This window comes from Acidovorax sp. FW305-C-20-28 (genome assembly GCF_058783375.1).
Genome location: NZ_JBYSYM010000012.1, coordinates 31,481 through 53,605, shown reverse-complemented (window position 1 = coordinate 53,605; position 22,125 = coordinate 31,481). Strand labels below are relative to the sequence as shown.

The 22,125-nt window shown below is 63.3% G+C and carries 25 protein-coding genes and 1 tRNA gene; 7 read left to right on the top strand and 19 right to left on the bottom strand.

The genetic code is table 11. From position 1 onward, the window contains the following. Positions 1–138 precede the first annotated feature (138 nt). The 8 genes from AC3WOH_RS15295 to AC3WOH_RS15260 form a co-directional block, all read right to left on the bottom strand. Complete coding sequence (locus tag AC3WOH_RS15295; protein ID WP_492230146.1) at positions 139–1,320, bottom strand: MFS transporter; 1,182 nt, start codon at positions 1,318–1,320, stop codon at positions 139–141. Then, positions 1,317–3,101: a DNA recombination protein RmuC gene (locus AC3WOH_RS15290; RefSeq protein ID WP_492230145.1), complete on the bottom strand. Its 1,785-nt coding sequence runs from the start codon at positions 3,099–3,101 to the stop codon at positions 1,317–1,319. The genes AC3WOH_RS15295 and AC3WOH_RS15290 overlap by 4 nt, the downstream gene beginning before the upstream one ends. Positions 3,102–3,159: 58 nt before the next feature. Continuing rightward, positions 3,160–4,146, bottom strand: a complete 987-nt coding sequence (locus tag AC3WOH_RS15285; protein ID WP_492230144.1) for a 2-hydroxyacid dehydrogenase — start codon at positions 4,144–4,146, stop codon at positions 3,160–3,162. A gap of 56 nt (positions 4,147–4,202) precedes the next feature. Further along, positions 4,203–5,075 carry a hypothetical protein gene (locus AC3WOH_RS15280; protein WP_492230143.1) on the bottom strand — a complete coding sequence of 291 codons (873 nt, stop codon included), beginning with the start codon at positions 5,073–5,075 and terminating at the stop codon, positions 4,203–4,205. Between the two features lie 76 nt (positions 5,076–5,151). Further along, a complete protein-coding gene (locus AC3WOH_RS15275; protein WP_492230142.1) occupies positions 5,152–6,567 on the bottom strand; it encodes a sodium:proton antiporter in 1,416 nt (471 codons plus the stop codon). Between the two features lie 4 nt (positions 6,568–6,571). Continuing rightward, on the bottom strand, positions 6,572–7,792 hold the full coding sequence (gene pncB, locus AC3WOH_RS15270) for a nicotinate phosphoribosyltransferase (RefSeq protein WP_184862615.1): 1,221 nt from the start codon (positions 7,790–7,792) through the stop codon (positions 6,572–6,574). Positions 7,793–7,892: 100 nt separating this feature from the next. Then, positions 7,893–8,351 carry an acyl-CoA thioesterase gene (locus AC3WOH_RS15265; RefSeq protein ID WP_492230141.1) on the bottom strand — a complete coding sequence of 153 codons (459 nt, stop codon included), beginning with the start codon at positions 8,349–8,351 and terminating at the stop codon, positions 7,893–7,895. A 2-nt stretch (positions 8,352–8,353) separates the two neighbouring features. Continuing rightward, the gene (locus AC3WOH_RS15260; RefSeq protein WP_492230140.1) at positions 8,354–9,322 is read right to left on the bottom strand and encodes a histone deacetylase family protein; all 969 of its coding nucleotides are present in this window, start codon (positions 9,320–9,322) and stop codon (positions 8,354–8,356) included. 202 nt (positions 9,323–9,524) lie between these two features. Between AC3WOH_RS15260 and AC3WOH_RS15255 the strand changes: the two genes are divergently transcribed. The 3 genes from AC3WOH_RS15255 (at position 9,525) to AC3WOH_RS15245 (ending at position 12,347) form a co-directional block, all read left to right on the top strand. Beyond that, positions 9,525–10,076: a phasin family protein gene (locus tag AC3WOH_RS15255; protein ID WP_184862609.1), complete on the top strand. Its 552-nt coding sequence runs from the start codon at positions 9,525–9,527 to the stop codon at positions 10,074–10,076. Between the two features lie 357 nt (positions 10,077–10,433). Next, positions 10,434–11,486, top strand: coding sequence for an extracellular solute-binding protein (locus tag AC3WOH_RS15250; RefSeq protein ID WP_492230139.1), 1,053 nt, complete (start codon positions 10,434–10,436; stop codon positions 11,484–11,486). 102 nt (positions 11,487–11,588) lie between these two features. After that, on the top strand, positions 11,589–12,347 hold the full coding sequence (locus AC3WOH_RS15245) for a 3-hydroxyacyl-CoA dehydrogenase (protein WP_492230138.1): 759 nt from the start codon (positions 11,589–11,591) through the stop codon (positions 12,345–12,347). A 70-nt stretch (positions 12,348–12,417) separates the two neighbouring features. On the opposite strand, the gene AC3WOH_RS15240 is transcribed toward AC3WOH_RS15245, so the two are convergent. Together AC3WOH_RS15240 and AC3WOH_RS15235 are read right to left on the bottom strand one after the other, a co-directional pair. Then, positions 12,418–13,596 (bottom strand): MFS transporter, encoded by a 1,179-nt coding sequence (locus tag AC3WOH_RS15240; RefSeq protein WP_492230137.1) that lies wholly within the window; start codon positions 13,594–13,596, stop codon positions 12,418–12,420. Next, positions 13,593–14,174, bottom strand: a complete 582-nt coding sequence (locus AC3WOH_RS15235) for a GNAT family N-acetyltransferase (protein WP_492230136.1) — start codon at positions 14,172–14,174, stop codon at positions 13,593–13,595. Before AC3WOH_RS15235 ends, AC3WOH_RS15240 begins: the two co-directional genes overlap by 4 nt. A gap of 74 nt (positions 14,175–14,248) precedes the next feature. Here AC3WOH_RS15235 and AC3WOH_RS15230 point away from each other — a divergent pair, with 74 nt between their 5' ends. Further along, positions 14,249–15,163 carry a LysR family transcriptional regulator gene (locus AC3WOH_RS15230; RefSeq protein ID WP_492230135.1) on the top strand — a complete coding sequence of 305 codons (915 nt, stop codon included), beginning with the start codon at positions 14,249–14,251 and terminating at the stop codon, positions 15,161–15,163. 7 nt (positions 15,164–15,170) lie between these two features. On the opposite strand, the gene AC3WOH_RS15225 is transcribed toward AC3WOH_RS15230, so the two are convergent. Beyond that, a complete protein-coding gene (locus AC3WOH_RS15225) occupies positions 15,171–15,710 on the bottom strand; it encodes a hypothetical protein (protein ID WP_492230134.1) in 540 nt (179 codons plus the stop codon). 393 nt (positions 15,711–16,103) lie between these two features. On the opposite strand from AC3WOH_RS15225, the gene AC3WOH_RS15220 reads away from it, so the two are divergent. Together AC3WOH_RS15220 and AC3WOH_RS15215 are read left to right on the top strand one after the other, a co-directional pair. Next, positions 16,104–16,637, top strand: a complete 534-nt coding sequence (locus AC3WOH_RS15220) for a hypothetical protein (RefSeq protein ID WP_492230133.1) — start codon at positions 16,104–16,106, stop codon at positions 16,635–16,637. A 143-nt stretch (positions 16,638–16,780) separates the two neighbouring features. Next, a complete protein-coding gene (locus AC3WOH_RS15215; protein ID WP_492230132.1) occupies positions 16,781–17,062 on the top strand; it encodes a helix-turn-helix domain-containing protein in 282 nt (93 codons plus the stop codon). A gap of 188 nt (positions 17,063–17,250) precedes the next feature. Here AC3WOH_RS15215 and AC3WOH_RS15210 read toward each other — a convergent pair whose 3' ends face one another. The 6 genes from AC3WOH_RS15210 to AC3WOH_RS15185 all read right to left on the bottom strand — a co-directional run bounded on the left by AC3WOH_RS15210 (position 17,251) and on the right by AC3WOH_RS15185 (position 20,185). Next, on the bottom strand, positions 17,251–17,484 hold the full coding sequence (locus AC3WOH_RS15210; RefSeq protein ID WP_492230131.1) for a hypothetical protein: 234 nt from the start codon (positions 17,482–17,484) through the stop codon (positions 17,251–17,253). Between the two features lie 311 nt (positions 17,485–17,795). Further along, positions 17,796–18,242: a hypothetical protein gene (locus AC3WOH_RS15205; protein WP_492230130.1), complete on the bottom strand. Its 447-nt coding sequence runs from the start codon at positions 18,240–18,242 to the stop codon at positions 17,796–17,798. An 81-nt stretch (positions 18,243–18,323) separates the two neighbouring features. After that, positions 18,324–18,632: a hypothetical protein gene (locus AC3WOH_RS15200; RefSeq protein WP_492230129.1), complete on the bottom strand. Its 309-nt coding sequence runs from the start codon at positions 18,630–18,632 to the stop codon at positions 18,324–18,326. Positions 18,633–18,813: 181 nt separating this feature from the next. Continuing rightward, positions 18,814–19,284, bottom strand: a complete 471-nt coding sequence (locus tag AC3WOH_RS15195) for a hypothetical protein (RefSeq protein ID WP_492230128.1) — start codon at positions 19,282–19,284, stop codon at positions 18,814–18,816. 41 nt (positions 19,285–19,325) lie between these two features. Next, positions 19,326–19,670: a hypothetical protein gene (locus AC3WOH_RS15190; RefSeq protein ID WP_492230127.1), complete on the bottom strand. Its 345-nt coding sequence runs from the start codon at positions 19,668–19,670 to the stop codon at positions 19,326–19,328. A gap of 167 nt (positions 19,671–19,837) precedes the next feature. Further along, complete coding sequence (locus AC3WOH_RS15185; protein ID WP_492230126.1) at positions 19,838–20,185, bottom strand: hypothetical protein; 348 nt, start codon at positions 20,183–20,185, stop codon at positions 19,838–19,840. Between the two features lie 146 nt (positions 20,186–20,331). Here AC3WOH_RS15185 and AC3WOH_RS15180 point away from each other — a divergent pair, with 146 nt between their 5' ends. Next, on the top strand, positions 20,332–20,625 hold the full coding sequence (locus AC3WOH_RS15180; protein ID WP_492230125.1) for an H-NS histone family protein: 294 nt from the start codon (positions 20,332–20,334) through the stop codon (positions 20,623–20,625). Between the two features lie 37 nt (positions 20,626–20,662). Here the strand turns inward: AC3WOH_RS15180 and AC3WOH_RS15175 are convergent, their stop codons facing one another. Together AC3WOH_RS15175 and AC3WOH_RS15170 are read right to left on the bottom strand one after the other, a co-directional pair. Continuing rightward, on the bottom strand, positions 20,663–21,763 hold the full coding sequence (locus AC3WOH_RS15175; protein WP_492230124.1) for a S1 family peptidase: 1,101 nt from the start codon (positions 21,761–21,763) through the stop codon (positions 20,663–20,665). Between the two features lie 285 nt (positions 21,764–22,048). Continuing rightward, a tRNA-Asn gene (locus AC3WOH_RS15170) sits at positions 22,049–22,124 on the bottom strand. Position 22,125 lies beyond the last annotated feature (1 nt).

Sequence of the window (22,125 nt, the reverse complement as noted above, 5' to 3'; positions counted from 1 at the left end):
CACCGCAGGCGGCCCGAGAACACGGGCCCGCCCTGCAGCTTTTTGCAAACGATGTGAGCAGACGCTACCGGAATCTACTCCGATTTCGGCGGCGCAGGCGGATTTTTACAAACAGGCGCCCGCGCGCCGGTCACCGCATCAGTGGCCGTGGCCACCTTCCGGTTTGCCCATGTTCCAGGCCATGCGTGCCCCGGCCCCCACGGCGGCGCCCACCACCCAGAACACCCCGCCCACGCCGATCACGGCACCGGCGCTGCCGAACAGCATGGGCATGAGCACACTCGATGCGTTGATGGCCATGAGGCGCAGGCCCAGCGCCTCGCCATGGCGGTGGGGCGGCGTGATCTGGTGCAGCAGGCTCATCACCATGGGCTGCACCGATCCGAGCGCAAAGCCCAGCAGCACCGAGCACACGCCCATGGTGAACGCCGTGGGCATCACGGGATAGACCGCGAACAGCAGCGCCGTGGCGACCATGGCCACGGCCACCACCACGCGCTCGCGCAGGTGCTCGGCCACCAGGGGCATCAGCACCCGGATGAGGGCCGCGGCAATCGCGAAGGCGCCCAGGATGGAGCCGATGACCGAGGCCGACAGCCCCCGTTCGTGCCCGATCAGCGGCACGACGAAGGTGTGCACATCCCAGCACGAGGACAGGATCCAGTTGACGATGAGCAGGCGCCGAAAAGGCACCTCGTTCATCAGATCCCAGGCGCGCTGGGGCGGGCCCCCGGCCGCGGCGATCACGGGGGGCAGCTCCTCGGTGCTGCGCACCCAGAACCAGGTGGCCAGCGGCAGCAGCGCCATGAGCGCGAACGCGGCGCGGTAGCCCTGGGTGTCACCAGCGATGACGCCACCATGGTCGATCATGAGACCGGCGCAGAACGGCCCGAGGAAGTTGGAGACGGCGGGCCCGATGGCCAGCCAGCTGAACACCTGCTTGAGCGCCGTGGCATCGTGCGCGGCGCGCCCCACATGGCGCTGCAGCGCAATCGTGGCCGCGCCCGTGGCGCCGCCGGTGGCCAGCGCCGCCAGGCACAGCACCGGGAACACCGGGAACACCAGCGCGGCGGCGGCGCCTGCGGTGGCCACGGCCACCGCATAGCCCACCGGGCGCTTGAGGCCATGGCGGTCGGCATAGCGCCCCGCCGGCAAGGCCAGGAACACCTGCGTGAGCGCGAACAGCGCCAGCAGCACGCCCACTGCGGCGGCGCTGTAGCCCTCGCGCAGCGCGAGCAGAGGAGCGGCCAGCCGCATGCCCGCCATGCAGGCGTGCACGCAGATCTGGCCGGCGATCAGGCGGGCCAGCGCGGCGTTCACAGCAGCTCGTCCTGCGCGTCGGCGGCCGACATCGGCGGCCTGAGCTTGGGCACGGCGCCGCTGGCATCGGGCGCGGGCAGGTCCTGCACGTCGCGCAGCCGGCGCTGGATGGCTCGGGTGCGCACGCCCACTTCCTCAAAGCGCTTGGCGGCCGAATCGATGGATTTCTTGGTCGCCTCCACCACATCGCCGAACTTGGCGAACTCGGTCTTGACCATGCCCAGGAGGCTCCACACCTCGGACGAGCGCTTCTCGATGGCCAGGGTCTTGAAGCCCATCTGCAGGCTGTTGAGCATGGCCGCCAGGTTGGCCGGGCCGGTGATCATCACGCGCGAGTCGTTCTGCAGCGCCTCCACCAGGCCGGGGCGGCGGATCACCTCGGCGAACAGGCCTTCGGTGGGCAAGTAGAGCACCGCGAAGTCGGTGGTGTGCGGGGGCGAGACGTACTTGCCGAAGATCTTCTTGGCTTCGAGCTTGATCGAGGCCTCGAAGGCATTGCCCGCCGAGGCGATGAGCCCCTTGTCGGCCGTGTCGTGCGCATCGAGCAGGCGCTGGTACTGCTCCACCGGGTACTTGGAGTCGATGGGCAGCCACACGGGGTGCTCGTCGCTGCGCCCGGGCAGGCGGATGGCGAACTCCACCAAGTCGTCGCTGCCTGGCACGGTCTTGACGTTGCGCGCGAACTGGTCGGGCGTGAGCACATTCTCGATGATGGCGCCGAGCTGCATTTCGCCCCAGGTGCCACGCGACTTCACGTTGGTCATCACGCGCTTCAAGTCGCCCACGCTGCCGGCCAGGGTCTGCATCTCCCCGAGGCCCTTGTGCACCTGCTCCAGCCGGTCGCTCACGAGCTTGAAGGATTCGCCCAGGCGCTGCTCCAGCGTGGCGTGCAGCTTCTCGTCCACCGTGCGGCGCATCTCTTCGAGCTTGGTGGAGTTGTCGGCCTGGATGGCGGCCAGGCGCTCGTTGAGCGCATTGCGCAGTTGCTCGGCATTGGTCTGGCTGCCCTGCAGCATGCCAGTGAGCTGCTGCGAGACAGCATCCTGCAGCACCGCGAATTGGTTGCGGATCTGGTGGCCGTTGGCTTCGAGCTGGTCCTTGAGCGCGCCGGACATGGTGCCCAGTTGGCTCTGGATGTCGCCCTTGAGCGAATCGAGTGTGGTGCGCGTGGCCAGGGTCAGGGCCTCGAAGCGCTCCTGAATGCGCTTTTCGAACAGCGCCCCGCTCTCGGCCATGGCCTCACGCGACTTGACGCTTTCGGCCGCCAGCGCGGCCGTGGTGCTGGTAAGTTCGGCGCGAAAGCCGGTGAGCGTGTCCGACAGCTCCTTGCGCGCCACGGCGGCATCGGCCTGGCCCTGGGCCAGGTTCTGCAGCAGGGCCTTGCGGCTGTCTTCGAGCCGGCCGGCGACAGACTGCTGCAGGCCTTCGATGCGCTGTTCCAGCCGCTGCTCGAACACGCCAAAGGCTGCCAGCAGCTCGGCGCGGCCGGTGCGCGACTCGGCCACGGCCTGGGCCAGGCGCTCGTCCACCGCATGGCGCACCGTTTCCAGCGTGGCCTGTGTGGTCTGCGTGAAGCCGCGCATCTGCTGCGCCAGGGACTCCATGGCCCCATCGTTGCGCGCCACGGCCAACTGGGTGGCCTGGGCCGTCTGCTCCAGGGCCAGCAGGCGGGCCGCGAGTTCAGGGGGCAGATCGACGCGCGGGCGGCGCAGCAGCACGAGCACCAGCAGCAACAGGACAAGGGCCAGCGCGGCCAGCAGGATGAGGGTGTCGGTGGTCAAAAGCGGAGCCGGGCAAGAAGAGGCGCACCAGGGCGGTGCGCGCTATTGTGTACGGAAATCAGCGTGCGCGCGGGGCCGGTGTGTTCACAGGGGTCAGCGGCGCGCCCTGCTCGAAGAAGGCGATCAGGTTGTCGGCCGCCAGGTTGGCCATGGCGCGGCGCGTGGGCACGGTGGCGCTGGCGATGTGCGGTGTGAGCACCACGTTGGGCACGGTGAGCAGGTCCGGGTGCACACTGGGCTCGCCCTCGAACACATCGAGCCCCGCCGCCGCAATGCGCTGCTCGCGCAGGGCCACGGCCAGGGCCGCATCGTCCACGATGCCGCCGCGCGCAATGTTGACCAGCGTGGCCGTAGGCTTCATCAGCGCCAGCTCCGCCGCACCGATGGTGTGGTGCGATGCCAGGGTGTAGGGCACCACCAGCACCACATGGTCGGCCGTGCGCAGCAGCTCTTCCTTGCCCACGTAGCGGGCCTTGCATTCGGCTTCGAGCTCGGGCGACAGGCGCGAGCGGTTGTGATAAACCACATTCATGCCAAAGCCGTGCGCGCCGCGGCGCGCGATGCCCTGGCCGATGCGGCCCATGCCGATGATGCCCAGCGTGCTGCCGTGGATGTCCGAGCCCGAGAACATGTCGTAGCTCCACTTGGTCCACTTTCCGGCGCGCAGGTAGTGCTCGCTCTCGGTCATGCGGCGCGCGGTGGCCATCAACAGCGCAAAGCCGAAGTCGGCCGTGGTCTCGGTCAGCACGTCGGGCGTGTTGGTGCCCTGCACGCCCGCGGCCGTCATGGCGTCCACATCGAAGTTGTTGTAGCCCACGGCCATGTTGGCCACGATGCGCAGGCCGGGCGCCGCCGCCAGCAGCGCCGCGTCGATGCGCTGGCTGCCGGTGGTGAAGGCACCGTCCTTGTCGGCCAGGCGCTCGGCCAGCTCGGCCGGGGTCCAGATCACGTCCTCGGGGTTGTCCTGCACCTCGAAGTGCTGGCGCAGGCGCTCGACGATGTCGGGGAAGATCGCACGGGCGACTAGGATGCGGGGCTTTTCCATGATTTCAATCTGTCTGATGTGAATGGTTCACGCAGGCTAGGGAGGAGATGGAAGTCTCACGCGCCCATCAGCCTCCGCCTGTCAACGATTACGGGATCGTTAGATTTTTGACAAGCGCCTTGTGGGTAGGATGGCTTGTTTGGAATGTTGATGAACGCCTCTGGGAAGGTGTTAAAGCATAGCTCTATAGCCTGCAGCACCCTTAACTGGGTTTGGCTGTTTCTTATAGCCTGCGCGCCTTCAGGAAGGTAGTCACCAAGGCCGTAGCTCAGATGCGCGCTAAGCCATCCAAGCCCCTCATGCGACCTGATTGCCTGCCTCACTCGTCCAGCAGACCGCCGCAGCAAGTCCGTCTGAAGAGGATCAGCCATTACGGGATTGAGAGGCCCCATTCGACCCTCTTCATCAAGCACCGTTCCAACCCAAAACTCTCTCCAGTTCGTTTCTGGACTGCCATTGGAAAGGATTAAGTGGAGCACACCTGCGCGAGGAAATCCATGCACTAAGAGTGCACTGGCTTGCGAAATGCCCCATTGATTAGGTGACTTGGATTGGTTGGAAAAGCTAGCTCGCACGATTTTCACTTCCAGTGCGATTGCCTCCGAAACGAGCAGATGACCATCCGAGTAAGGGATCATAAGAACATCCACATCGCCAGGAAAAGTCATCTCACCGTTAAGGATACGGGAGGGGATTTCCTGCGCCGCGAACACACCACTTACCGAACCAAGCTGTCGAAAAATTCCTGGCGTCAGCAAATGAAGGCAGTGCCCAATCAGGCGGCGACGGGCTAGCCATTGAAATGCCAGAAGCATCTCCTGCCCCTGTTTGATAGTTTGATGATTTATCAGGAGGACTGGCTCTTGGTCGTCTGCAGGGCGAATCCACCTTTTCATCGGATTAACGTACTCTGACAGGTAGTAACTCACGACAGTCCTCCGATACTTCGCCCGATGATCACAGCAGTGCAAAGTCGATCATCACCAACACTTAAGAGGTCCAGCGTCAACGGAACCAGATGAAAGTCATGGCGACAAACAGCGGCACCAGGATGCCGCCCGACCACAGCATGTAGCCGAAGAAACTGGGCATCCTCACCCCCCGGTCTTCGGCGATGGCCTTGACCATCATGTTGGGGGCGTTGCCGATGTAGGTGTTGGCGCCCATGAACACGGCGCCGGCCGAGATGGCTGCCAGCGTGGGCGCCAGGGTGGTCATGAGCACGGCCGGGTCGCCGCCAGCGGTGTTGAAGAACACCAGGTAGGTGGGCGCATTGTCCAGAAAGGAGCTGAGCGCACCGGCGGCCCAGAAGTACATGGCCGGGTCGGGCGAGCCATCGGGCCGGGTCACGGCGGCCACGATGGCGCCGAAGGGGCCGTCAACGCCCGCCTTGAGCATGGCGATCACCGGGATGATGGTCAGGAAGATGCCGGCAAAGAGCTTGGCCACCTCCTGCATGGGCCCCCAGCCGAACTGGTTGTCCGCATGCACCTGCGCGGGCGTGGTGCGCAGCGAGATGATGGTGATGAGGATCAGGCCCGCATCGCGCACCAGGCCGGGCAGGCTGACCTCGGTGCCCGCGATGCTCCAGGCCACCGGTGATTTCCAGAACCCGCTGAGCAGCACCAGGCCGACCACGGCGCCCAGCAGCGGGAGGTTGGCCTTGCCGTCAAAGCCCAGGGTGGGCGTGTCGGGCGTCGGGTCCTGCGGCAGCAGCTCTTCGCGACGGTGGTAGTACCAGGAGTCGAGCACAAAGAAAACCACCAGCAGGCTGCCCACCAGGAACAGCGTCTCGGGAAAGATATGGCGCACCGTCCAGAAAAAGTCCACGCCCTTGAGGAAGCCCAGGAACAGCGGCGGATCGCCCAGCGGCGTGAGCGAGCCCCCGGCGTTGGAGACGATGAAGATGAAGAACACCACCACATGCGCCACGTGCCTGCGGTTGTCGTTGGCGCGGATCAGCGGGCGGATCAGCAGCATGGACGCGCCCGTGGTGCCCATGAAGCTGGAGAGCACGGCGCCGATGGCCAGGAGGGCTGTGTTGAGCCCCGGGCTGCCATGCAGGTTGCCGCGGATGTAGATGCCGCCCGCCACCGTGAACAGCGCGGTGAGCAGGATCACGAAGGGGATGTACTCCGCCAGCAGCGCATGCACCAGGCTGCCAGCCGCGGCAGGCACACCGAACACCAGCGCGAACGGAACCAGAAAGGCCAGCGCCCAGGCCGCCGTGATCTTGCCGAAATGGTGGTGCCACACCGTGGGCGCCCAAAGCGGCAGGATGGCAATAGACAGCAGCACCCCGGCAAACGGCACGCCCCACAGCACGGACAGCGCGCGGCCATCCACCTCGGCCGCCGTGGCCAGGCCCGGCAGCATGAAAAACAACAGTGCGGCCAATGCGGGCAAGCGCAGGGGCTTCATCGCCTCAGTGCGGCGCCGGGATCTCGAACACCTGGCGCAGGTAGGCCAGGTACTTCTCGTCATCGCACATGCCCTTGCCCGGCGTGTCCGAGAGCTTGGCCACGGGCTGGCCGTTGCACTGGGTCATCTTGATCACCACCTGCAGCGGCTCGTGCTCGGGCGGGCTGCCCAGGTCGTTGGTCAGGTTCGTGCCGATACCGAAGGCCAGCTGGCAGCGGCCGCGGAACTGCTGGTACAGCTCGATGGTGCGCGGCACGGTGAGCGCGTCGCTGAAAATCAGTGTCTTGGTCAGCGGGTCCACGCGGTTCTTGCGGTAGTGCTCCAACAGGCGCTCACCCCAGGCGAAGGGGTCGCCGCTGTCGTGGCGCGCACCGTCGAACAGCTTGCAGAAATACAGGTCGAAGTCGCGCAGGAAGGCGCTCATGCCGTACACGTCGGACAGCGCGATGCCCAGGTCGCCCCGGTACTCCTTGGCCCACATCTCGAAGCCGAAGACCTGGCTGTCGCGCAGCCGCGGGCCCAGGGCCTGGCAGGCCTGCAGGTACTCGTGCGCCATGGTGCCCAGCGGCGTCACGCCAAGCTTCATGGCATACAGCACATTGCTGGTGCCGGCGAACTGGCCCGGCCCCCCGGGCGTGCCGGGGCGGCGGTCGCCCGTGCCCAGGCGGGCGCAGAGCACGCGCAGCACCTCCTCGTGCCAGGCGCGCGAAAAGCGCCGGCGCGTGCCGTAGTCGGCGATCTTGAGCTCAGACAGGCCCTCGGCCTGCAGCTGGGCGATCTTGGTATCGAGCCGGCGGCGGCCTTCGGGAAAATTCGGCACCTTCTGCGTGTTGCGGAAGTAGACCTCGTTGACGATGGCCAGCACCGGAATCTCGAACAGGATGGTGTGCAGCCAGGGCCCGCGGATGGTGATCTCGATCTCGCCGTTGGGCTGGGGCGTGATGGTGATGTACTTCTCGTTCAGGCGGAACAGGCCCAGGAAGTCCACGAAGTCGCTCTTGATGAAGCGCATGGAGCGCAGGTAGGCAAGCTCGGCGTCCTGGAACTGCAGGCTGCACAGCGAGCGGATCTCATCGCGGATCTCGTTGGCATAGGGCGCCAGCTGCACGCCAGGGTTGCGGCACTTGAAGCGGTACTCGACCTGGGCCCCGGGGAACTGGTGCAGCACCACCTGCATCATCGTGAACTTGTACAGGTCGGTGTCGAGCAGGCTGGTGATGATCATTGTCGAAGCGGGCCGCAACGGATGGCCCAGGCCAGGGGGCAGCAAAGCAGCACAGTGTAGGCCATTGCAACAATCGTTGCAGCGCAGGGCCAGGGCTCCCCTAGCCCGGCACCACCAGGGCCTGCAGCACCTCGCGCAAGGGCTCCGGCACGGGCACCGGGCGGCGCGTTGCGCGGTCCACGTAGACGTGGATGAAATGCCCGGCCGCGGCGCTCATCTCTTCGCCATAGGCGAACAGCCCGACTTCGTAGCGCACGCTGGAGCCGCCCAGGCGCGCCACGCGGATACCGGCCTCCACCACCTGCGGAAAGGCCAGCGGCGCAAAGTAGTTGCACTGCGTCTCGATCACCAGGCCGATGGTGCTGCCCGCGTGGATGTCGAGCACACCCTGCTCGATCAGGTGGGCGTTCACGGCCGTGTCGAACCAGCTGTAGTACACGACATTGTTCACATGGCCATAGACATCGTTGTCGGCCCAGCGGGTGCTGATGGTGCGGAAGGTGCGGTAGCTGCTGCGCGCTTGCGGCGCCGGGCGCGCTGCGGGGGAAGTGGTGGTCATGGTCAGAGACTGGGTTGCAAGGAATTCTGCCAGCGCTGCTGGTATTGGAAGGCCACGCGCCAGGTGGTGAGCTGGGCCTGGATGGTGTCGGCAATGTCGGTGCCATAGCCGCCGGCCATGGCAAAGGCCGTGGGTACGCGGCGCTGCCAGGCCCAGTCGAACACGCGCCGGTCGCGCGCCTCCAGGCCGTCGTGGCTGATGTGAAGACGGCCCAGGCGGTCGCCCACATGCGGGTCGGCACCGGCCAGGTAGAGCACCAGGCCGGGCGCGAAGCGCTGGTCCAGCGCATCGAGCGCCTGCTCCAGCGCGGCCAGGTAGTCGTCGTCACCACAGCCGTCGGGCAGCTCCACATCGAGGTCGCCCGCTTCCTTGCGGAAGGGAAAGTTGCGTGCACCATGCACCGAGAGCGTGAACACCGAATCGTCGCCCTGGAAGATGCGCGCCGTGCCGTTGCCCTGGTGCACGTCCAGGTCAATGATGGCCACGCGCAGCGCCAGCGGGTTGGCGCCCATGGCCGAGGCGGCGCGGGCATGCTCGTCCTGCATCAGCCGTGCGGCCACGGCCATGTCGTTGAACACGCAGAACCCGCTGCCCTTGTCGGCATAGGCGTGGTGCGTGCCGCCGGCGAGGTTGCCCGCGATGCCGCCCGCCTCGCCCCCCGCCATGGCCACCCGGCAAGCGGCCAGGGTGGCCCCCACGGAGCGGCGCGCGCGCTCGGCCATGGCCGGGCTCCAGGGAAAGCCGATCTCGCGCTGCGCAGGTGCGGGCAGGGTGCCCTGGGCAATGGCGTCGATATAGGCCGGCGTGTGGGCCAGGGCCAGTTCGCTGTCGCTCGCGGGCGGCGCCACCTGCAGCACCACGCCGGGCAGGTGGGTGGCCACGGCGTCGCGCAACAGGCGGTACTTGGCCATGGGAAAACGGTGGCCCTCGGGCAGCGGCAGAACGAACTGGTCCGCGTAATAGGCATGCATGACGCCATTGTGGCAAGGGGCGCGGTGTTGGACTGTCACCTCTAAATTGCTGCATCGCAACAAAAAGAACTTGCAATCACCGGCCAAGTCCCTAAAATTCAACCCATGCTGCACTGCAACATGACTCACGAAGTCGACGACAGCGCAGTTTCTTTCTCTGTAAACCACCTGGCCTTCGGGCCCCATTCTTAGGAGATACGACATGTCGCTGACCGCTGAGCAAGTTCTGGCATCCCACAAGGCCAACCTCGAAACCCTGTTCGGTCTGACCACCAAGGCCTTCGAAGGCGTGGAAAAGCTGGTCGAGCTGAACGTGACCGCTTCGCGCGCTGCCCTGACCGAAGCCGCCAACCACACCCAGGCCGTTCTGGGCGTGAAGGACGCACAAGAGCTGCTGGCCCTGCAAGCCGGCCTGTTCCAGCCCCTGGCCGAGAAGACCGCCGCCTACAGCCGCCACCTGTACGACATCTCGTCGGGCACCGCCGCTGAATTCGGCAAGGCTTTCGAAGCCCAGGCCGCTGACGCACAGAAGAGCTTCACCAACCTGGTGGACAGCGCCGCCAAGAACGCTCCCGCCGGTTCCGAAACCGCCGTGGCCGTGATGAAGAGCGCCGTCTCTGCCGCCAACAACGCGTTTGAATCGGTGCAAAAGGCCGTCAAGCAAGCGTCTGACGTGGCCGAAGCCAACTTCAACGCCGTGGCCAGCACTGCTGCCAACGCTGCCAAGTCCGCAGCCCCCCGCAAGCGCGGCTGATCGATCATCGGGTCCCGGCGGCTGCGTCTGGAGTGCAGACTCTAGGCACGGTGCAGGGATTACCCTGATAATTCAACCCATGGCCCCGAGACGCACGCAAGCGCAGTTCGGGGCCCCCAGTTGTCTCCTTGGATCCTCTCGAAACCCCCGTTTCTGGGATCCATTTTGAAGCCCGGTATCTACCGGGCTTTTTTTTCGCCTGGCGCTTTCGCACGGCGTTCACCAGCGCCCGCGCCTGCAGACACACCCCGCCAGCCAGTAGACAGCCAAGTCCACTCCCGGCCCCTGGTTTTATTAAGAACAATTCGCGTTTGTCTTATCATCGCGCGGTCGCAAAACCCCCGAAAGATGCATTCCATGTCGAAGACCGTGAAAGCCCTGCTGACCGCCTGCGCACTGGCCGCTGCCGCCGGCACCGTATCCGCCCAGGAGCAGGTCGTGAACCTGTACTCGGCACGCCACTACTCCACGGACGAAGCGCTGTACACGGGCTTCACCAAGGCCACGGGCATCAAGATCAACCGCGTGGACGCAGACGACGCCGGCATCCTCGCGCGCCTGAAGGCCGAGGGCACGGCCTCCCCCGCCGACGTGATTCTGCTGGTGGACGCTGCGCGCCTGTACAAGGGCGAGGTCGATGGCCTGTTCCAGCCCATCCAGTCCAAGGTGCTGACCGACGCCATCCCCGCCAACCTGCGCAGCACGCCCGCGGCCGATGGCAGCATCGCCTGGTTTGGCCTGTCCACCCGCGCCCGCGTGATCGTCTACAACAAGATCAAGGTGCAAAAGGAAGACGTGGACACCTACGAAGAGCTGGGCGACGCCAAGAACAAGGGCAAGCTGTGCATCCGCTCGGGCTCGCACCCCTACAACCTGAGCCTGTTCGGCGCCGTGACCGAGCACATGGGCGAGCAGAAGGCCGAGGCCTGGCTCAAGGGCATGGTGGGCAACCTGGCCCGTCCCCCCAAGGGCGGAGACACCGACCAGATCAAGGCCGTGGCCGCTGGCGAGTGCGACATCGCCGTCACCAACAGCTACTACCTGGCGCGCATGATGCGCTCGGGCAAGCCCGAGGACGTGGCCGTGGTCAACAAGGTGGGCGTGGTGTTCCCCAACCAGCAAAGCTGGGGTACGCACCTGAACATCGCTGGCGGCGCCGTGGCCAAGAACGCCAAGAACCGCGAGAACGCCATCAAGTTCCTCGAGTACCTGGCCAGCGCCGACGCGCAGAACTACTTTGCCAACGGCAACAACGAATGGCCTGCCGCCAAGGGCCTGCACATCGACAACCCGGCCCTCAAGGCCATGACGGGCAACGCGCCCTTCAAGAGCGAGACCATCCCGATCAGCGCCGTGGGCGCCAACGTGACCAAGGTGCAGCAGATGCTGGACCGCGTGGGCTTCCAGTAAAGCCTGCGGGACACCGCCCCTCCAGGAAAGCCCGGCTTCGCCCGGGCTTTTTTTGCGTTCATAATTGACGTTTACGTTAACGTCAACTTCTGGAGACCATTCATGGACATCAAGGGCAAGGTATTCATCGTGACCGGCGGCGCATCGGGCCTGGGCGAAGGCACGGCACGCATGCTGGCCGCCCAGGGCGGTACCGTGGTCATCGCCGACATGCAGGCCGACAAGGGCGAGGCGGTGGCGAAGGACATCGGGGGCGCCTTCGTGAAGTGCGATGTGAGCAGCGAGGCCGACGGCCAGGCCGTGGTGGCCAAGGCCGTGTCGCTGGGCAAGCTGGTGGGCCTGGTGAACTGCGCCGGCATCGCCCCGGCCGAGAAGACCGTGGGCAAAAACGGCGCGCACGCCCTCGCGGTGTTCAGCAAGACCATCACGGTGAACCTGATCGGCAGCTTCAACATGATCCGCCTGGCCGCCGAAGCCATGAGCAAGAACGAGCCTGAAGCCACGGGCGAGCGCGGCGTGCTGATCTCCACCGCCAGCGTGGCCGCCTACGACGGCCAGATCGGCCAGGCCGCGTACGCTGCATCCAAGGGCGGCGTGGTTGGCATGACCCTGCCCATCGCCCGCGACCTGGCGCGCAACGGCATCCGCAACATGACCATCGCCCCCGGCATCTTCGGCACGCCCATGCTGTTTGGCATGCCCCAGGAAGTGCAGCACGCGCTGGCCGCCGGCGTGCCCTTCCCCAGCCGCCTGGGCACGCCCCAGGACTACGCCAAGCTGGTCAAGCACATCCTGGAAAACGACATGCTCAACGGCGAAGTGATCCGCCTCGATGGCGCCATCCGCCTGGCGCCGAAGTGATCCCTTGCGCCGCCAGCGCGGCGCCTTGAAACGACCATGACGCCCCGGCCCGTGCCGGGGCGTTGTCGTTTTACGGTGCCCGCGCGCCAAAGCGCAGCTGCAGCGCCATCGACGCCGCAAACGCCAGTGCCGCGACCACCACCGACATCCACAGCGCCGCCGCCGCGCCGTGCGCATCCATGACCGCCGCATAGACCACCGGCGCGCTGGCCGACAGCAGAAAGCCCGGCGCCACCAGCCGGCCCACGAAGGCGCCATAGGTGCGGTGGTCGAACAGCACCAGCGGCAGCGTGCCACGCGTGATGGTGAGCAGCCCGTTGCCCGCGCCGTACAGCAGCGCAAACACCAGGGCAGCCGCCACGGCCTGCCCCGACCACAGGCCCGCCAGGCAGGCCAGGGGCAGGAGCAGGGCCGCAAACGCCCCCAGCGCGAGCGGGTGCAGCCGGGTGCCGAACAGCACCTCGGCCAGGCGCGCGCCCGACTGGCCCACACCGCGCAGCGAGGCCATGCCCACGGCCACGGGCAGCGCCAGGCCCAGGCCGGCGAGCAGCCCCACCATGTGCGCCGACATGCCCGCGTTGAGAAAATTCACCAGCGTGGTCACTGCCGCGAACAGTGCGGCGGCCAACAGGCGATCACGCCCCGACTCCGCCAGCGGCACGGACGAAGCAGGCGACACAGGGGCCGCGTGCCCGGCCCCACCCACGCGCGGAATCGCCAGGTGCAGCGGCAACGTGCACAGCGCCAACGCCGCATACACCCACAGGCCCCCGCGCCAGCCCAGCGCCTCGGCCAGCGCATGCCCCAGGGGCCAGAACGCGGTGGACGCCAACCCGCCCAGCAAGGTGATCTGCGCCATGGGCCGGCGTGCGCCCGGCCCGGCCACATGGGCCAGCGTGGCAAAGGCGGCGTCGTACAGCGTGAGCCGCATGGCCAGCCCGAGCACGGCCCAGGCCGCGTAGTACGCCGCCACGCCCTGCCCCAGCGCCAGCCCCAGGCAGCCCGCGCAGAGCAGCAGCGAGCCCGCCACCATCACCGTGCGCCCACCACGCTGGTCCACCCAGCGGCCAGCGATGCCCGACACGCCGCCCATCACCAGCAGCGCCAGCGCAAAGCCGCCATGCACCTGCGTGCGCGGCCAGCCCAGGTCGCGCACCATGGCTTCGCCCATCGCCCCGAGCAGGTAGTACGAGATGCCCCAGCAGATGAATTGAGACAGGCCCAGGCACCACACCAGCCGGCGCATCATGCGGAAGGCGCAGGCAAATCGCCGTCGCCCACGCCCAGGGGCCGCTGCATCAGCACCGTGTCGAGCCACTGCCCGTGCTTAAAGCCCACGGAGCGCAAGGCCCCGATGCGCGTGAAGCCCATGCGCGTGTGCAGGGCGATGGAGCCCCGGTTGCCATCGCCCTGCCCTATGGTGGCCATCATCTGGCGCCAGGGCCCGGCCTCGCAGCGGGTGATGAGCGCGGCCAGCAGCGCCGCACCAATGCCCCGCCCCGCCATGCCCTGCGCCACGTAGACCGAATCCTCCACCGTGTGCCGGTAGGCCGAGCGTGGGCGGTAGAGCGTGGCATAGGCATACCCCGCCACCGCGCCATCGACCTCGGCCACCAGGTAGGGCAGGCCCGCGGCACGCACCGTGGCCAGGCGGGTGCGCAGTTCGTCCACGCCGGGCGGCACCTCCTCGAACGAGGCCAGGCCATGCAGCACATGGTGGGCGTAGATGAACTGGATGGCAGGCAGGTCGGCATCGGCCGCATCGCGTACTTGCGGCAATACGGGGGATGGCGACGGGATCAAAAGAGGAGCGGTAGACACATGCATGCCGCCAGTGTGGCGCGTTGCCATGCATAAAAGAAGCTTTCCCAACTTATGCAAAGTATGAGAAATTCTTTGGCATGGAACGCCTCAACCTCGACCAACTGCACGGCTTTGCCACCGCCCTCGAACTGGGCAGCTTTTCAGCCGCCGCCCAGCGCCTGGACCTGACCCAGCCGGCAGTGAGCCTGCAGGTGCGCCAGCTCGAAAAACGCCTGGGCACGCCCCTGGTGGAGCGCGTGGGCCGCGTGCTGCGCCCCACGGCCGCAGGTGCCGAGCTGCTGGCCCATGTGCCGCGCATCGACGCCGCCGTGGCCGACGCACTGCACGCCGTGGCCCACCACGCCAGCGGCACGGCGGGCCGCGTGCGCCTGGGCACCGGCGCCACGGCCTGCATCTTCTTGCTGCCGCCCGTGCTGGGCGCGCTGCGCCAGCGCTTTGCGGGCCTGGAGATCACCGTGCGCACCGGCAACACGGCCGACATCGTGCAGGCCGTGGAAGACAACACCCTGGACCTGGGCCTGGTCACCCTGCCCGCCAGCGGCCGCATGCTCGACGTGACCCCCGTGCTGCAGGACGCCTTTGTCGCCATCGCCCCCAAGGGCACGGCCCTGCCCAGGAAGGTGACTGCTGCCGACCTGGCCCGCCACCCCGTGCTGCTGTTCGAACCCGGCGGCCAGACCCGCCGCATCGCCGACGCCTGGTTCGCCCAGGCCGGCGTGGCCCTGCAACCCGCCATGTCGCTGGGCAGCGTGGAAGCCATCAAGGAACTGGTGGCCGCCGGCCTGGGCTGCGCCGTGCTGCCCGGCATGGCCGTGCAGGGCACGCATGGCAACGCGGTGGAAGTGCGGCCCCTGTCGCCGCCGCTGGCCCGCACCCTGGCCGTGGTGGTGCGCAAGGACAAGCGGCTGCACCGGGGGTTGAGAGAAACGGTGGCGGCGCTGAAGGCCCTTCAACCCGCACGCGGCAAGGTCCACCAAGGCCACGAAGGGTAAGCCGTCATCAGGGAAAGCCGCGCAAGCTCCTGTCCTTCTTGGCCTGCTCCAGCCGGCGCTGGCGCCCCTCCTTGTCCACCGCGTCCACCTCCTCGTCCAGCAGCATCTGCCAGTCGTAGCCGACCCGTGTCTCCCTCGCCATCGTCAAACCGATCTGCACCGAGTACAGGCCATTGGGGTTCTGTCGGTCCGGTGAGTAGATCTGGATGGTCAGCTGGTACTGGCCGCAGCGCAGCTCCAGCACCACCCCGCCAAAGCCATCCCGTTCGCGAACGCACTGCTCGCGGTAGAGCGTGGGCAGCAGGTCCTTGTACTTGTCGGCCAGGGCGAACGCCGCCGTTCGCTCCGGCAGGCTCTTGGTCGCGTAGATGTTGCCGATGGTGTAGGTCTTGGGGGTGGTGAGCAGTTCGAGCTTCTCGAACTCGGGCGGGATCTCGGGCTTGTCGGCAATGATGATGGCCCGCCCTGCACTCCAGTAGCCCATGGTGCTTGGCGATGTCGCGAGACGGGCACCCAGGCGGTGGCCGAAGAGATCGCCATCGGTCACGCCGGCGTAAACATTCGCGCACAGGCAGCAGGTGACAGCCAGGCACGCGTGAAACACTGAACGAGGCCCTTTACGGATCATGATGGTTCTCCTGTGCATCGCCCCATGCTGATCGTACTGGTTTGCAGCGCAGACGGGGGCGCCCGCCAAACCCCGGGCCTCGTGACCGCGAGGCCTCTCATTGGCGCGCTGCATGTATGAAGCAGCCTGGTCACGCACGTGGCCACGGCGCACCTGCCGATGGCGCTATTCCGACTCGCCCAGATGGGTGAGCAAGTCCAATAGACCTTGCAACACCAGGCGCCATATGTAGCATGTGGATACAACTGGGGTGATTTCATGTGGAGCCGCCCTGACAAAACATCCACCGCTTAATGTTCGGGAGCTTGCTTCATGTCCATTTACCGTCGCTATATCACGTACCCGCTCGCCAATGCGCTGGTGGGAATGGTGGTGGCACTCTCCATCAATACAGCATCTGCAGCCAACACGCCAGCGGATTGGGCAGGCGCTATCGCGCAGGACATCACCCAAAGTGCCAAAGCCGCTCAAAACAGCGCGGCGCTTGCTGTTCAATCGGCAACTGTGCAGGCGGCGGATGGTTCAGGCACCGGCGCCCATTCGCAAAAGTCTGCTTCCTACAGAATCAACAGCACCACGCTCGCCAGTTTTTTGTGGAGCAACACCACAAAGAACTCCATTCCAGCAGGCCAAATCGAACTGGCCTTGTTTGACCGCAATACCGCGTCGGCAACTTTGCGTGCCTTGTTCGACTGCCGCTACGACCACACCGAAGGCCCCCATACCGAATTGGTTTTGTACTCGGACTACTACGTCTGCCCTAGCCTGGGTGGATTTGTGATGGTGTCCTTTTGGGCAGACAACCTGCTGGTGCCCTTCATTCACTACTTCGTCGTCATCCCCTGACCGCTCGCACTGAACCCAGGCCCCCAGCGCCGGCCTTTCCATTGCTTGTTTGTTGAGAGAAACAGCAAGCCTGGGCCTTGCTGCGAAGCCCGAATACACCTGTCACCCGCCCATCCGCCTCATCCATGATCGTGGGCAGACGTATGCGCGCACTCCGCGAGGGCCTGGGCTGGCCTCAGGAGCGTATGGGTGTTGCCATAGGGATCGAGGAGTCAACTGCCCGCGTGCGGATCAGCCGGTATGAAGGTGGCGTGCATGAGCCCCCTGTGGCCACGGCTCGCTTGATTGCGGACGCGCTGGGTGTGCCGCTGGCCTATCTCTACTGCGAGCAGGACAACATTGCGGCTCTACTGCTTGCGTTGCACAAGCAGCCTCTCAAGATTCAGGAAGAAGCGGCTGAGAGGTTCATCGCGGAGTTGAGCTAGGTCGGGTAGCCTGTCGGAAACTCTGGCGGTGAGCCACTGACGACCCGACGACCTGACGGGGCGCCCCCTGGGGAAAGTCTGCGCCCCCACCCGACGGCTCGACGAGGGGCACCACTGGAGGGTCGACCATGGGCCATTTAGCGGCCCTTTTCCAGGGTGCATAAATGCCACATACCCTGCCGCTCCTTCTACCTAGTGCCGGGAGGATACATCTCATTGACCCAATCGATAGCCGCCCAAATTCCGTTGGTGCGAGCCTCTTCCTCGGTTTCAAAGACGCCATCGCCACGTACTGTGAATTCGCGCTTCTCGGCAAGCTTGGCGAACTTGACCTCGCCATTGGAGCCCCACTTTCCGTCATGGGTACGATAAGTCGTCGCCGAAATAACCAACTCTCCATTGAGAAGCATCCGTTTGCGCATCGTGTCCTCGTAGCTGTAGCCGCAAGACTATCACTGCATATTCCGAATGTCCGCTGTCGGCGGATTGCAGTCATCGTAGCTGATGTAGACAGCAGCTTGCAGAGGTGTGTCGACATCTTCCAGTCCGTTGCGCCGCACGCTCATGCCAGACTGAGCCATGCTGACCTGAACTACCGGGAAATTTCCCACACCCACCCGACGACCTGACGACTCGACGCCCCCCCCGAGGAATGTCACCTTTGGGCCCGAATCGGCAGATCGCTGTTGCTCTATGCGGACATTCAGTACGGCCTCGCCAGATTCGAGCTGCCTCAAGGAAACCTGCGCAGCGCATCTTTGGAGATTGCGTTGAATATTTCCAAAATCTCTCCATATACATTTATGTCATCACGCACCCTTAACCCCTCCAATCCAAGGGCCTCCAGCGCAGCGTCTGGAATCTCTCCACCGAACAAGCTGAAAATATTATCCACTCTAGCAAAAGTGGAGCACATAGCTACAGCTGATTTCCTATCAACAATTATCTCATCAACATCGAATTGGAGCATATTGGACCCAGCGAGCCAACGCAGGCTGCGCAAGTCAGCTCGCAAATCATCCTCCCATACTTCGCTGCAAGATGATCGCCTTATATTCAGCGAGGCAATGGTCAGCCAAACTGCCAACGCATAGTCATCAACCCATCGATCTTCACCTTGGTAGACAATTAATGCTCTGGACATGGCTTTATGGGAATATTTAGAAAATTCGTTTAGCATGAATTTCGATTAGCGATGCGCTACAAAGCCCATCTAACCCATGACTTCTTTCTACACAACGCGGCACATTAAGCATTCGACCTAAAGTCGCATTGCTCTTTGCCATTGAATGAATTCGTCTTCATTTGGAGAATTTTCGAGAAACTCATAAAAATGAACCCTATCCGCCATAGTTAATGCCTCTTCACATTGGATCAGTTCGAGCGTCTCAATCGGAAAACCATGAGCATCACAAAACTCCTTGCTCATAAATTTTCGCAAATACCCATTCACCAGCTCGCGAGCCTCTTGATTGGAATGCTTGTACCTAGAACTTAATTCCTCTAAAATTCGCTCAAAAAGCCAAATCACATCCTCATCATCGGAAGGAACCACCAGTCCATTCGACATATTTACTCCCCAGTATGCACTGATCTAGCTATCAATTCGAATACGCATCTCGATGCAGGCAATTAATGTAGCCCTCTCGGAGAGGTTCGTCGTCGATGTTTTCACACAGCCTCGGCCGACAGCAACCATCTGAGCGGATGACTGAATGAATAGAATCCAATGTTGCATTTTAGGCGGAAGATCAGCTCTTTTCGTCGCTCCAAAGAAAGTCTAAATTCTCAGGCTCCCCCGAATATGGGACCACCCTGTGCAAATCGTTGAATTTTGACGGTGGTTCGCCAGCCAATATGCTTTCGTGCATACGAAGAAGGTGAAATAGGCTTTCCGCCGCCCATGCATTTTCAGGCAGTTCTTCATAGCCATATTTAGCTCGAATGAGGACGCCAGCGCGTTGAGCAGCCTCCCAGAATTCCCCCCTTTCTGCTTCAGGCAGCCCGCGAATATCAAACTCGCAGAAAGGGGGCGTACGATCAGCGATGTCACTGAGCCAAACCTGCAGTTTCGAATAAGGCTCCGCCACCTCTCTGGCGATGAGGTTTATCATGCCGCAGTACCCGATATTGGATCGATGCAGTACTCGACCATCTTCAAGAAATAGCATCGCTGACACGTTTTTTCCTCTGAATGACTGCTCTTGGTCGATGGCAGCCATCGTAGCAGTGGCAAGGACATCACACAGAGCAACCTACAAACCTACGTCAGTTCAGCCCGCTCGCCGCAGATTGGGCAAATGACCAGCTTGGCATATCCGGTCAATGTGTGTCCGCAGTGTCCGCCTTCTTGAGAAGGCTCAGGATCATTTTCTACGCGCATTTCGGGATCAACGGATGGCGCGATCAGCAAGACTTCCCACTTACTGGGCGCGGGAAGGTTTGCACCTTCATGAAATCGATGAAGTCGAGCCAAGCAATATCGGGCTTCCTCCCACTCAAGCCGGCTGACACTTGCTGCCCGCACCTCCAGCGCACGTGCGAGGATATGAACGAACTCATCCTCTTGAAGCTGAGCAAGGGCGTCAACGAGTGAATTGGTGGGCATTGAATGTCCGGCTATTGGCGATCGTGGTCATGGTAGCCGATGCAGACACCAGCTTGCAGAGGTGTGTCGGCACCTCCACGCTGTAGCGCCGCGTGCTCATGCCAGGCTGAGCCATGCTGACCCGAACTGCCGGGAAAACACTCCACGCCCACTACGACTCAAGCGAGCTAGCCATTGAAGAATTCTTTGCGCCATTGCACGAAGGATGAGTGGCCGGAAGGCCCCTTCACAACGACCATGTAGTACAGCAGGATTGCCACTGCGGATGCCCCCTCGTGAAGCAAGTATTCGTCATCATGAAACATGCTTCCATCACGCTGCCTGTTGGACGACAAGCGGCAGCGGAGCTTGTACTCGCGAATCAGACTTGCCGTCGCGCCCTCGGAATAGTCGAAATGTCGTACCAAGAATGCCTCGACATCCAGGAAAAGTCCAGCCATCTCCTCACTGTCGGTTGCCAGTATCGAGTACGAGGGAACGCCCTGCGCTGGAAATCCAAAGCTATAGCTGATCATCGACCTTTGCAAAATCTGTTGGTTGACGAAACCATCCTAGCTTGGAAGGGGTTGGTTCAGTGCATGTCAAAGATGCGCAACAGCTGAAATCCACCGGGGAAAAAGTAGAGAATGGCGACTCCACTTGGCAATTTAAAACTTGACCCATGTCCAACTACAAAGCACTCCTCGCCCGCAAAGCCGAACTCGACCGACTCATCGAGGAGACCCGCAAGGCCGAGCAATCAGGCGCCATCGCCGAAGCACGCGCCCTCATCGCCGAGTTCGGACTGACTTCCGAGGATGTGTTTGGGGGCAGCAAGAAGGTCCGCACGTCTGCAACCAGGGGCACCAAGGTAGAGGCGAAATACCGTGATCCCGCGACGGGTGCGACTTGGACGGGCCGGGGCCGTGCTCCTGTGTGGATTGCCGACAAGGACCGCTCTGCGTTTGCGATTTGAAGGTCACAAGCCAAACGTAAGGCTGACCAATTGCTCGCTAGGTCCAACTCAGATAGTTAGTCTGAAATCTTGAGGTAGGTGCGGACTCAACAGCGTCAGGCCTTTCTAGGTGGACCATGCCTGTTTTTGACAGTTCAACTAGTGAGACTGCTGGGAACGGGCGTTGAGCTGGCCAAACAGGAAAGGTTTGCAACCTTAGTGCAGGCCACAGCGAAGAAACATAGGCGATCGGGTTTTCGCCTTCATAGGAGGTCGAGACTATTCCGATCAAACACCCCCGTTCATCAAATACTGGACCTCCACTCATACCACCAAACGCTGCACACTCGACCGCAAAGCACGGACCAGGCATCATTACTTTGTCGCGCCCGTCGTGATAAATCTCTATCACCTTTCCGCTTGTATAACGCGCAGTCAGTGGAATCGTTGCATCGCCGCCCACAGGCATGACTGTACCTTCTCGGCCAGGAAGGCCGTAGAGCACTACACGCTCATCAACCGCAGGCGTCCGGGTTGTCAGATGCGCAACGAAAAACTGGTTCTGAGCAGGCATCCGACTTGCCAAATCCATGTACAAAAGAGCTAGGTCTGTACCCTCCACGTATGCCACACGCGCAGACGACCAAACAGTAACTGTTTCACCAGTCGGGCCGCCACAAAGAAGGCTACAGTCCCCCCTTTGCATCGCATCTAAATAGTCTGCAACTACATGCTGCGCGCATATCGCAATTCCTGGAGCAACAAGTGCTGCCGAGCCTACTACGTGATCACCTGTGCGGTCTCTAAAAACCATCGCCAATATAGAGCCATGAAACATGCTCAGTACAAAATGGCCTTCAGCACGCCCTTCTAGCATTTGAATTTCAATGCCTTTTACAGTAAAACTCATGCGCTCACCCGGCTTCAAAAGCGATGTTGGGTCTTTTTCAATTACGCCCACTGATGACTCCTCGCGCAATGCTCCGGTAGTGCCAATGTCGATAGAAAGTGGTGACTTCATGACACCGAGGATACCCACGTCTGGGGAAAATCGAAATATTTCGAGGCACTGATCATCAGCTTCGATGGAACCTCTCTCATAGCCACCATAGATGCACCCGACATCAATCCGCGCGGCATCTATCGCCTTGATGTGCACCGCCCAAGCCACCCCGCATCGTGGCCCGCAAAGAGCCCCACATAGCGACCATCAATGCCCTGCGATCATCAAGTCATGACCTGCCACTCGCTGACCAGTGCAGTGCACGGAGCCTTGCGCGGCAACGGCCCCACAGCAGAACCCGCCGAACCTCACCGATCCGATGCCGCGCAGTCCATCAAGCGCATGATGCGAGCCCCATGCAGCAGACCTATCGGACCAGCATCAACCGCCACCCCAAAGCAAAAAGGCCACCCCGAAGGGTAGCCTTTTACTGCCAATGAATGGCTCCTCGACCTGGGCTCGAACCAGGGACCTACGGATTAACAGTCCGGCGCTCTACCGACTGAGCTATCGAGGAA

What these genes read in the sequence shown, in the direction of transcription:
- AC3WOH_RS15285 (WP_492230144.1), bottom strand. Translation starts at nt 4,146, where the DNA reads ATGGAAAAGCCCCGCATCCTAGTCGCCCGTGCGATCTTCCCCGACATC.
- AC3WOH_RS15275 (WP_492230142.1), bottom strand. Translation starts at nt 6,567, where the DNA reads ATGAAGCCCCTGCGCTTGCCCGCATTGGCCGCACTGTTGTTTTTCATG.
- pncB (WP_184862615.1), bottom strand. Translation starts at nt 7,792, where the DNA reads ATGATCATCACCAGCCTGCTCGACACCGACCTGTACAAGTTCACGATG.
- AC3WOH_RS15265 (WP_492230141.1), bottom strand. Translation starts at nt 8,351, where the DNA reads ATGACCACCACTTCCCCCGCAGCGCGCCCGGCGCCGCAAGCGCGCAGC.
- AC3WOH_RS15260 (WP_492230140.1), bottom strand. Translation starts at nt 9,322, where the DNA reads ATGCATGCCTATTACGCGGACCAGTTCGTTCTGCCGCTGCCCGAGGGC.
- AC3WOH_RS15255 (WP_184862609.1), top strand. Translation starts at nt 9,525, where the DNA reads ATGTCGCTGACCGCTGAGCAAGTTCTGGCATCCCACAAGGCCAACCTC.
- AC3WOH_RS15250 (WP_492230139.1), top strand. Translation starts at nt 10,434, where the DNA reads ATGTCGAAGACCGTGAAAGCCCTGCTGACCGCCTGCGCACTGGCCGCT.
- AC3WOH_RS15245 (WP_492230138.1), top strand. Translation starts at nt 11,589, where the DNA reads ATGGACATCAAGGGCAAGGTATTCATCGTGACCGGCGGCGCATCGGGC.
- AC3WOH_RS15240 (WP_492230137.1), bottom strand. Translation starts at nt 13,596, where the DNA reads ATGATGCGCCGGCTGGTGTGGTGCCTGGGCCTGTCTCAATTCATCTGC.
- AC3WOH_RS15235 (WP_492230136.1), bottom strand. Translation starts at nt 14,174, where the DNA reads ATGCATGTGTCTACCGCTCCTCTTTTGATCCCGTCGCCATCCCCCGTA.
- AC3WOH_RS15230 (WP_492230135.1), top strand. Translation starts at nt 14,249, where the DNA reads ATGGAACGCCTCAACCTCGACCAACTGCACGGCTTTGCCACCGCCCTC.
- AC3WOH_RS15220 (WP_492230133.1), top strand. Translation starts at nt 16,104, where the DNA reads ATGTCCATTTACCGTCGCTATATCACGTACCCGCTCGCCAATGCGCTG.
- AC3WOH_RS15215 (WP_492230132.1), top strand. Translation starts at nt 16,781, where the DNA reads ATGCGCGCACTCCGCGAGGGCCTGGGCTGGCCTCAGGAGCGTATGGGT.
- AC3WOH_RS15210 (WP_492230131.1), bottom strand. Translation starts at nt 17,484, where the DNA reads ATGCGCAAACGGATGCTTCTCAATGGAGAGTTGGTTATTTCGGCGACG.
- AC3WOH_RS15205 (WP_492230130.1), bottom strand. Translation starts at nt 18,242, where the DNA reads ATGCTAAACGAATTTTCTAAATATTCCCATAAAGCCATGTCCAGAGCA.
- AC3WOH_RS15200 (WP_492230129.1), bottom strand. Translation starts at nt 18,632, where the DNA reads ATGTCGAATGGACTGGTGGTTCCTTCCGATGATGAGGATGTGATTTGG.
- AC3WOH_RS15195 (WP_492230128.1), bottom strand. Translation starts at nt 19,284, where the DNA reads ATGGCTGCCATCGACCAAGAGCAGTCATTCAGAGGAAAAAACGTGTCA.
- AC3WOH_RS15190 (WP_492230127.1), bottom strand. Translation starts at nt 19,670, where the DNA reads ATGCCCACCAATTCACTCGTTGACGCCCTTGCTCAGCTTCAAGAGGAT.
- AC3WOH_RS15185 (WP_492230126.1), bottom strand. Translation starts at nt 20,185, where the DNA reads ATGATCAGCTATAGCTTTGGATTTCCAGCGCAGGGCGTTCCCTCGTAC.
- AC3WOH_RS15180 (WP_492230125.1), top strand. Translation starts at nt 20,332, where the DNA reads ATGTCCAACTACAAAGCACTCCTCGCCCGCAAAGCCGAACTCGACCGA.